The organism is Lysobacter sp. CA196 (assembly GCF_052078695.1).
Lineage (GTDB): Bacteria > Pseudomonadota > Gammaproteobacteria > Xanthomonadales > Xanthomonadaceae > Lysobacter.
Window position 1 is genome coordinate 147,718 of sequence record NZ_JBQJIN010000010.1, and the last position, 7,025, is coordinate 154,742.

Sequence of the window (7,025 nt, forward strand, 5' to 3'; positions counted from 1 at the left end):
CAATTGTAAGAGCGGCGAAATCCGGATTGACAATCACGGAATTACGAGTCGATTACAATCGTCATCGGCGCTGCACGATTGCGGCGCTGAGCCGCACGCGGTCGTCGAACGACCACAGGCCCGGCAGGGTTACGACCGCCGTCCGGCCCGCCCCGCCCGCCCGAACGACGGGCGGAAACCATCAAGGCGCGGACCGCTCGGCGCGCCACACCGGCTTGCCGTCGACATGGGTCGCCAGCACCGTCAGCTTGCGCAACTCGCGCGGATCGATCGCCAGCGGATCCTGCTTGAGCACGACGAAGTCGGCGCGCTTGCCGACCGCGAGACTGCCGACTTCGGCCTCGGCGAAACCGGCGTAGGCGGCATCGAGGGTGAAGCCGCGCAGGGCCTCGAACGCGGTCAGCTTCTCTTGCGGATGCCAGCCGCCGAGCGGCAGGCCGGCGCCGTCGCTGCGGGTCGTCGCGGCGTACAGGCCCAGGCGCGGATCGACCGCCTCGACCGGAAAGTCGGAGCCCAGGGCTAGACGCGCACCGCTGTCGCGCAACTGCCTCCAGGCATAAGCACCGACGATGCGCTGCGGGCCGATGCGGTCTTCGGCCCAGGGCATATCGCTGGTGGCATGGGTCGGCTGCATCGCCGCAATCACCCGCAGCGCGGCCAGGCGCGGTAGGTCCTGCGGCGCGAGAATCTGCGCATGCTCGATGCGCCAGCGATGGTCGCTTCCTTGCGCGTCGCCGCCCAAGGCTTGCTCATACAAGTCCAGCACCTGGCGATTGCCGCGGTCGCCGATGCCGTGGGTCGCGACTTGCACGCCGCAACGCTTGGCCTTCGCCATCGCCTTCGCCATCGCTTGCGGCGTCATCCGCAACAAGCCGCGGTTGCCGGCGTCGTCGCTGTAATCCTCGAGCATCGCCGCACCCCGGCTGCCGAGCGCGCCGTCGGCATACAGCTTGACCGTGCGCATGCTCAGACGTCCGCCCGGATGCCGGTACAAGCCATTGCGGCACAGATACTCCAAGGCATCGCCGTCGCCGGCGGCGAAAGCGGTGATGCGCAGCGGCAGCGCGCCGCGCTCGGCCAGGCCCTGATAACCGCGCAGCAGTTCGAGGTTGACGCCGGCATCGTGGACGCCGGTAAGTCCATGGGCGACGGCTTCCCGCATCGCCAGGATCAGGGCGCGCTCGGCGGTGGCCGCGTCGAACGGCGGCCGCGAGGATTCGACCAGTGCCATCGCGTCGTCGATAAAGATGCCGTTGGCCCGGCCCTGCGCGTCGCGCAGGATCTTGCCGCCCTCGGGTTGCCAGTCGCCGGACAGATCGCGCGCAATCGCCCGCATCGCCGCGCTGTTGCCCCAACCCGCATGGCCGTCGATGCGTTGCAGCCAGACCGGACGATCCGGGAACTCGGCATCGAGATCGGCCGCGCTCGGAAAGCGCGCGTCGGGCCAATCGTTCTGGTCCCAACCCGCGCCGATCAGCCATTGCCCGGGTGCCAGCTGCTTGGCGAAATCGCGCAGGCGCTGCAGCACTTCCTGCTTGCTGTGGGTATCGACCAGGTCGGCGCCGAGCTTGTTCAAGCCGAGCTCGAGCATATGGGCGTGGGAATCGATCAAGCCCGGAATCACCGTCGCCTCGCCGGCATCGAGGCGCTTGGCCTGCGGATACCGCTGAAGCAGTTCGGCACGGGCGCCGACCGCGAGGATCTTGCCCTGCTCATCAAAGGCCATTGCCTCGGCGCGTGGCTGCCCCGGATCGAAGGTATGAATGCGCGCGGCAGTGAGCACGCTGACCTCGGCCGCCGCCGACAGCGACAAGACCGCGCACAAGCTCGGAATCAGATATCGCAGACCGCGCATCGCATTCTCCGGCTAGGACCCGAAGCGGCGAATGTGCGGGGAAACGGGCGGCTTGCGCAAGGGTCTGAGGCTCGGATCACGGTTTTTCGCTCCCCCTGGCGCCAGCTGCCGCACAGGCGTTGCCGTTGCCGTTGCCGTTGCCGTTGCCGAGATGTTGATCCGCTTTGCTTTGTAGCTTTGCCGGTCAAATGAAGACCCGTAGGGCGGCCCGCATGGATGCGGGTCGTGCGCAAGCAGGCCATGGATGGCCTGTCTGAAGCATCCCTGCGTCGGCATCGAACGCGCGGGCTCGTGCCCTTGCAAGGAAGGCCTTTTCTTTGGTTAGCTTTGACCGAAGGAACTCCCTGTGGGACTTTTGGGCCAGCAAAAGAAAGTAACCCGGCCGCGTTAGCGGACGGAAGCTCTGCACTTGCCGTGGCTTTGCCGCCTTGCGGTAGGAGGCGCAGCAGCGGGTGACGACGCGGTCGCGACTTGCGTCGCTCCTACCCTGGAAGTGGCGACCACGACGCCTCAAGCTCGCGCCGCTCCCGGCTGGAGCCAGGGTAGGAGCGGCGCAAGCCGCGACCAAGACAATGATGAGTCTGCGTCACCGCATGAAAGAGGTCGCGGCTTACGCGGTTCCTACAGGGGCAACCGTCGACACAGCGAGGGCGACACGCTTGCGGCCTAACGGCCAGCTTGGGCTGGGCTGCGCATAAGCCATCGAAGCCTGTGCGCGCCTCGCCCCATCAATCGAGCCGCTTGCTGAACCTCGACACCGCCGCCGCCATCATCACCACGATGAAAGCCGAGAGATACAGCACGTCCTGCCACAACTCCCACAGACTCGCGCCACGCAGCATCACCCCGCGGATCAGGCGCAAAAAGTGAGTCATCGGCAGCACCTCGGCCAGCCATTGCGCGACCTTCGGCATGCCTGCATACGGAAACATGAAGCCCGACAGCAGGATCGACGGCAGCAGGATGAACACCGTCATCTGCATGGCCTGGAATTGCGAACCGGCCTTGGTCGAGATCATCAGGCCCAGGGTCAGGTTGGCCAGGATCAACAGGATCGCGGCGAGGTAGACGTCGAGCACGCTGCCCTTGATCGGCACGTCGAACAGCCATAGCCCCAGCAGGATCACCACCGTGGTCTGGACCAGGCCGATCACCGCATACGGCAGGACCTTGCCGATCATCAGCTCGGTGCGGCTGACCGGCGTGGTGATCAACAGTTCCATGTTGCCGCGCTCGCGTTCGCGCACGATCGCCACCGAGGTGAACATCACCATGGTCATGGTCAGGATCACCCCGATCAGGCCGGGCACGATGTTGACCGGCGAGCGCCGCTCCGGGTTGTAGAACGCGACCACGCTGATCGGGGCGACCTTGCGCGGCGCCGCCAGGGAGCTGTCGATCGGCATCTGCGCCAGTTGCACGGCCGCGCTCTGCACCACCGTGTCGCTGCCGTCGACCAGCACTTGCACCGCTTCGCGGCCGTCGATGCGGCGGCGTTCGAAATCGGCAGGGATGCTGACGCCGACGCTGACCTGGCCGCGCCGCAGCATCTCCATCAGTTGCTGCGGCGAGTCGGCATCGGCGACCGGCTTGATCACGCCGGTCGCGACCATGTCCATGACCAGGGCGCGCGAAGCCGCGGTCTGCGATTGGTCGGCGATCGCGGCGTTGAGCCCGCGCGGATTCATGTTGATCGCATAACCGAACAGCACCAGCTGGCCGACCGGAATCACCACGATCATCGCCAGGGTGATGCGGTCGCGGCGCAGTTGGCGGATTTCCTTGAGCACGATCGCCCACAGCCGGCGCAGTTTCATGACGCCTGCTCCTCGGTCGCCGGCGAGGTTTCGCGGCCGCGCGTGGCGGCGACGAACACGTCTTCGAGGTTGGCCGCGGCCTTGTCGACCTCGGCCTCGAGTCCGGCCGCGCGCAAGGCCTCGGCAAGACCGTGTTCGGCGCGATCGGCGTGCTCCAGCAGCACCCGCAGGCTGTTGCCGATCTGGGCCACGCTGAGCACCCCGGGCACCTCCACCAGCACCCGCTGGGCCTTGCGCGGCTGCGCCGCGCGCACCTCGACCGCGCGCCCGGCGAGCGCACCGGTCAGTTCCGCCGGGGTACCGTCGGCGACCAGCACGCCGCGGTCGAGAATCGCCAGGCGGTGGCAACGCTCGGCTTCGTCCATGTAATGCGTGGACACGAGCAAGGTCGTGCCGGCATCGGCCAACTCGAACAATTTTTCCCAGAAGTCGCGGCGCGACTCGGGGTCGACCGCGCTGGTCGGCTCGTCGAGGAACAGCAGTTCCGGCTCGTGGATCACTGCGCCGGCCAGGGCCAGGCGCTGTTTCTGGCCGCCACTCATAGTGCCGGCGAGTTGCTTCTGGCGATCGCCGAAGTGGTATTGCCCGATCAGCTCGTCGACGCGCTTGCGTGCCTGCGCCTTGGGAATGTCCTGCACGGCGGCGAGGAACTCCAGGTTCTCGCGCACGCTGAGGTCCTCGAACAAGGAGAATTTCTGGGTCATGTAACCGATCCGCCGGCGCAGCGCTTCGGCCTGCTGCGGGATCTTCAGGCCCAGCACCTCGATATCGCCGGCGGTCGGCGTGAGCAAGCCGCACAGCATCCGGATGGTGGTCGACTTGCCCGAGCCGTTCGGGCCGAGGAAGCCGTACACGCAGGCTCGCGGCACGGTCAGATCGACCCGGTCGACCGCGCGCAGCTGACCGAAATGCTTGCTCATGCCGCGCGCCTTAATCACCAGCGCTTGGTTATCGCCCTGGTCGTTGCGCGGCTCCGGCGAGGCCGGCTGCGCAGGCGCTGCGGCAGCACCGGGCAGGTCGCGGCTCATGGCCCGAACTCGACCCGCACCGGCAACCCGGCCGGCAACTGCGCGGCCTTGGCGTCGGTGATTTCTACCTCGGCCAGATAACTCAAGCGGGCGGCGTCTTCCCCGGTCAGGGCGTAATACGGGGTAAAGCTCGGTTCGCTGCGGATCATCCGCACGCGGCCGCTCCACTTCTGCTCGCGGCCGTCGATGAAGACGCGCGCGCTCTGCCCTACCCGCACGTCCTGGCGGATCGGTTCGGGCACGTAGACGCGCGCATACGGCCGCTCGCCGACCAGCATCACTGCCAGCGGCGCACCGACCGGCGCCTGGTCGCCGAGCTTGTACGGCAGGCTATCGACGACACCGTCGCGCGGCGCGACCACATCGAGCTTGCCGACGTTGACCGCCTGCACTTCGGCCTGTGCCTTCGCCGCGGCCAGCGCGGCCTGGCCCTGGGCGATGCGTTCGCGGCGGGTGCCGTGTTCGAGTTCGAGCAGTGCGGCCTGCGCGGCGCGCACCTGAGCCTGCGCATTGCCGGCCGCGGCGCGTGCGCGATCGACTTCGGCCGCGGCGATCAGGCGCTGGCGGCCGAGCGGTTGCACACGGGCGTAATACGCCGCCGCATCGGCGGCCTGGGCCTGCGCGGCGGCGAGCGTAGCGCGCGCCTGGGCGATGGTTTCGCTGCGCGGCCCGGCTTCGAGTTCGGCCAGCGCATCGGCCGATTGCTGCGCCTGCGCCTGCACCGCGCTCAACTGCGAACGGCTGCGATCGAGTTCCAGTTGCAACACGCGCGTGCCGGCCTTGACCCGCTGGCCTTCGCGCACATCGATGCGCACGACTTTCTCCGCCGCCGGTGCCGGCAAACTCACCCGGTCCCATTCCAGGGTACCGAGCGCCTGTGCCGGCTCGTCCTTGCAGGCCGCCAGGGCGATGCACAGCAAAGCGACGGCGAACGGACCCGCGTGCGGCCTGAGTGCGTGCTTGATCGTATCCATCGCAGGGTTCTCGCAATCAGGGAGTAAGGCCGCGGTCGAGCAAGGCCAGCGCATGACGGCGCTGGGTGTCGAGATCCAGATCGTCGGCGTCGAACAAACGCCGCCAGATCGGTGCGCTCGCGGCCGGGAACAGGGTCAGACCGACCAGGCTCACCATCAGCAGGCGCGGGTCGAGGTCGGCGTTGATCTGTCCGCGCTGCTGCGCTTCGGCGAAACGCCGCGCCATCATCTGCGGCACCAGCGGACCGATCTTCTCCAACAGCAGGCTCTCGCGTAACGCACCGCCTTCGCACAGCACTTCGCGCACCCACAGCGACGGCAACCACGGATGCGCGGCGATGACTCGGCCGATGCCGTGGACGAAACCGGCGATCAGGTCCATGACGTCGCCGGGTTCGCGAGTCAGGTTTTCGCGCAGGCTCAGGAACACCGGCAGCAGGCGTTCGTTGCTGACCGCCTCCTGCAATTGCTCCTTGTCGCCGAAGTAGTAATGCAACAGGGCCGGATTGACCCCGGCCTCGCTGGCGATGGCGCGCAGCGAGGTCGCGGCGATGCCCTGGCGGGCATAACAGGCGATCGCCGCGTCGAGCAGGCGCGCGCGCAAATCGGGGTTGTCGGCGGCGGCCGGGCGGCCGGGGGCGCGTTTGTTCGCAGTGGGGCGGCCCGGGGCGCGCTTATTGGCGGCCGGTCCGCTAGCCGCGGGGGTCTTGGCCGCTCGCGTGGAGGCGGATTCGGCGCTGGCAGGCTTCGCGGCAGCTTTCGGCGCGCGCTTTGTGGGCGGTTTGTTGGGGGGTGCAGTGTTCATGAGCCATATTTAATTCAACAATTAATTAGTTCGCAAGTACGAGCCGACCAACGGTCGTCGGGGGACCCGCTGCGCTAGGCCCATTCAGGGATTGGGAGTGGCGCGAGCCGCGACCGCGTTGCGAAGGTCTTGCGGCATCTCTCTCGAGCAGGATCAAACGCTAAGGGCTTCCGCCACTAAAGCGGCGGGTTACTTTCTTTTGTCTAAAGCAACAAAAGAAAGGTAACTGCACTCTCAAGTTACAAGTGCATCACCCAAGGGGATCAAAGGCTTAAACCTCCTTCCTGGAAACCGGCCTTGATTCAGGGTAAGCCTTTGATCAGTCGAGAATTTCTTATTTGCCGTCCGCCTAGAAAAAAAGCGGATCATCAGGTGAAGAGTGATGCACTTGGTCCTGGTCAGTGCAAACCAAAGAAAAAGGGGCTGTCCTAGATAAGGATTCGATCTAGGATGCGAAATGGCGATAAGTCGTTGTCGGATAAGAAAAAAAGACCAACTTAGGCTGGTCGAGCTGTTCGTGGCCCAAGCGACAGCTCGTACCGCCGC

Annotated in this window: 5 protein-coding genes; all 5 read right to left on the reverse strand. The window is 66.5% G+C overall.

Annotation, left to right across the window (positions count from 1 at the left end):
- Nucleotides 1–181: 181 nt before the first annotated feature.
- The 5 genes from ACTOWK_RS11725 to ACTOWK_RS11745 all read right to left on the reverse strand — a co-directional run bounded on the left by ACTOWK_RS11725 (nt 182) and on the right by ACTOWK_RS11745 (nt 6,278).
- On the reverse strand, nt 182–1,855 hold the full coding sequence (locus tag ACTOWK_RS11725) for an amidohydrolase (protein WP_441330333.1): 1,674 nt from the start codon (nt 1,853–1,855) through the stop codon (nt 182–184).
- A gap of 728 nt (nt 1,856–2,583) precedes the next feature.
- Entirely contained in the window at nt 2,584–3,672 is a 1,089-nt protein-coding gene (locus ACTOWK_RS11730) for an ABC transporter permease (RefSeq protein ID WP_441330334.1), read from the reverse strand.
- Nucleotides 3,669–4,592 (reverse strand): ABC transporter ATP-binding protein, encoded by a 924-nt coding sequence (locus ACTOWK_RS11735; protein ID WP_441330342.1) that lies wholly within the window; start codon nt 4,590–4,592, stop codon nt 3,669–3,671. Before ACTOWK_RS11735 ends, ACTOWK_RS11730 begins: the two co-directional genes overlap by 4 nt.
- Nucleotides 4,593–4,696: 104 nt before the next feature.
- Nucleotides 4,697–5,674, reverse strand: a complete 978-nt coding sequence (locus ACTOWK_RS11740; protein ID WP_441330335.1) for an HlyD family secretion protein — start codon at nt 5,672–5,674, stop codon at nt 4,697–4,699.
- Between the two features lie 16 nt (nt 5,675–5,690).
- Nucleotides 5,691–6,278: a TetR/AcrR family transcriptional regulator gene (locus ACTOWK_RS11745; RefSeq protein WP_441330336.1), complete on the reverse strand. Its 588-nt coding sequence runs from the start codon at nt 6,276–6,278 to the stop codon at nt 5,691–5,693.
- Nucleotides 6,279–7,025 lie beyond the last annotated feature (747 nt).

Bases quoted from the DNA above. Each gene is read 5' to 3' on its own strand.
- ACTOWK_RS11730 (WP_441330334.1), bottom strand. From the start codon at position 3,672: ATGAAACTGCGCCGGCTGTGGGCGATCGTGCTCAAGGAAATCCGCCAA.
- ACTOWK_RS11740 (WP_441330335.1), bottom strand. From the start codon at position 5,674: ATGGATACGATCAAGCACGCACTCAGGCCGCACGCGGGTCCGTTCGCC.
- ACTOWK_RS11735 (WP_441330342.1), bottom strand. From the start codon at position 4,592: ATGAGCAAGCATTTCGGTCAGCTGCGCGCGGTCGACCGGGTCGATCTG.
- ACTOWK_RS11725 (WP_441330333.1), bottom strand. From the start codon at position 1,855: ATGCGCGGTCTGCGATATCTGATTCCGAGCTTGTGCGCGGTCTTGTCG.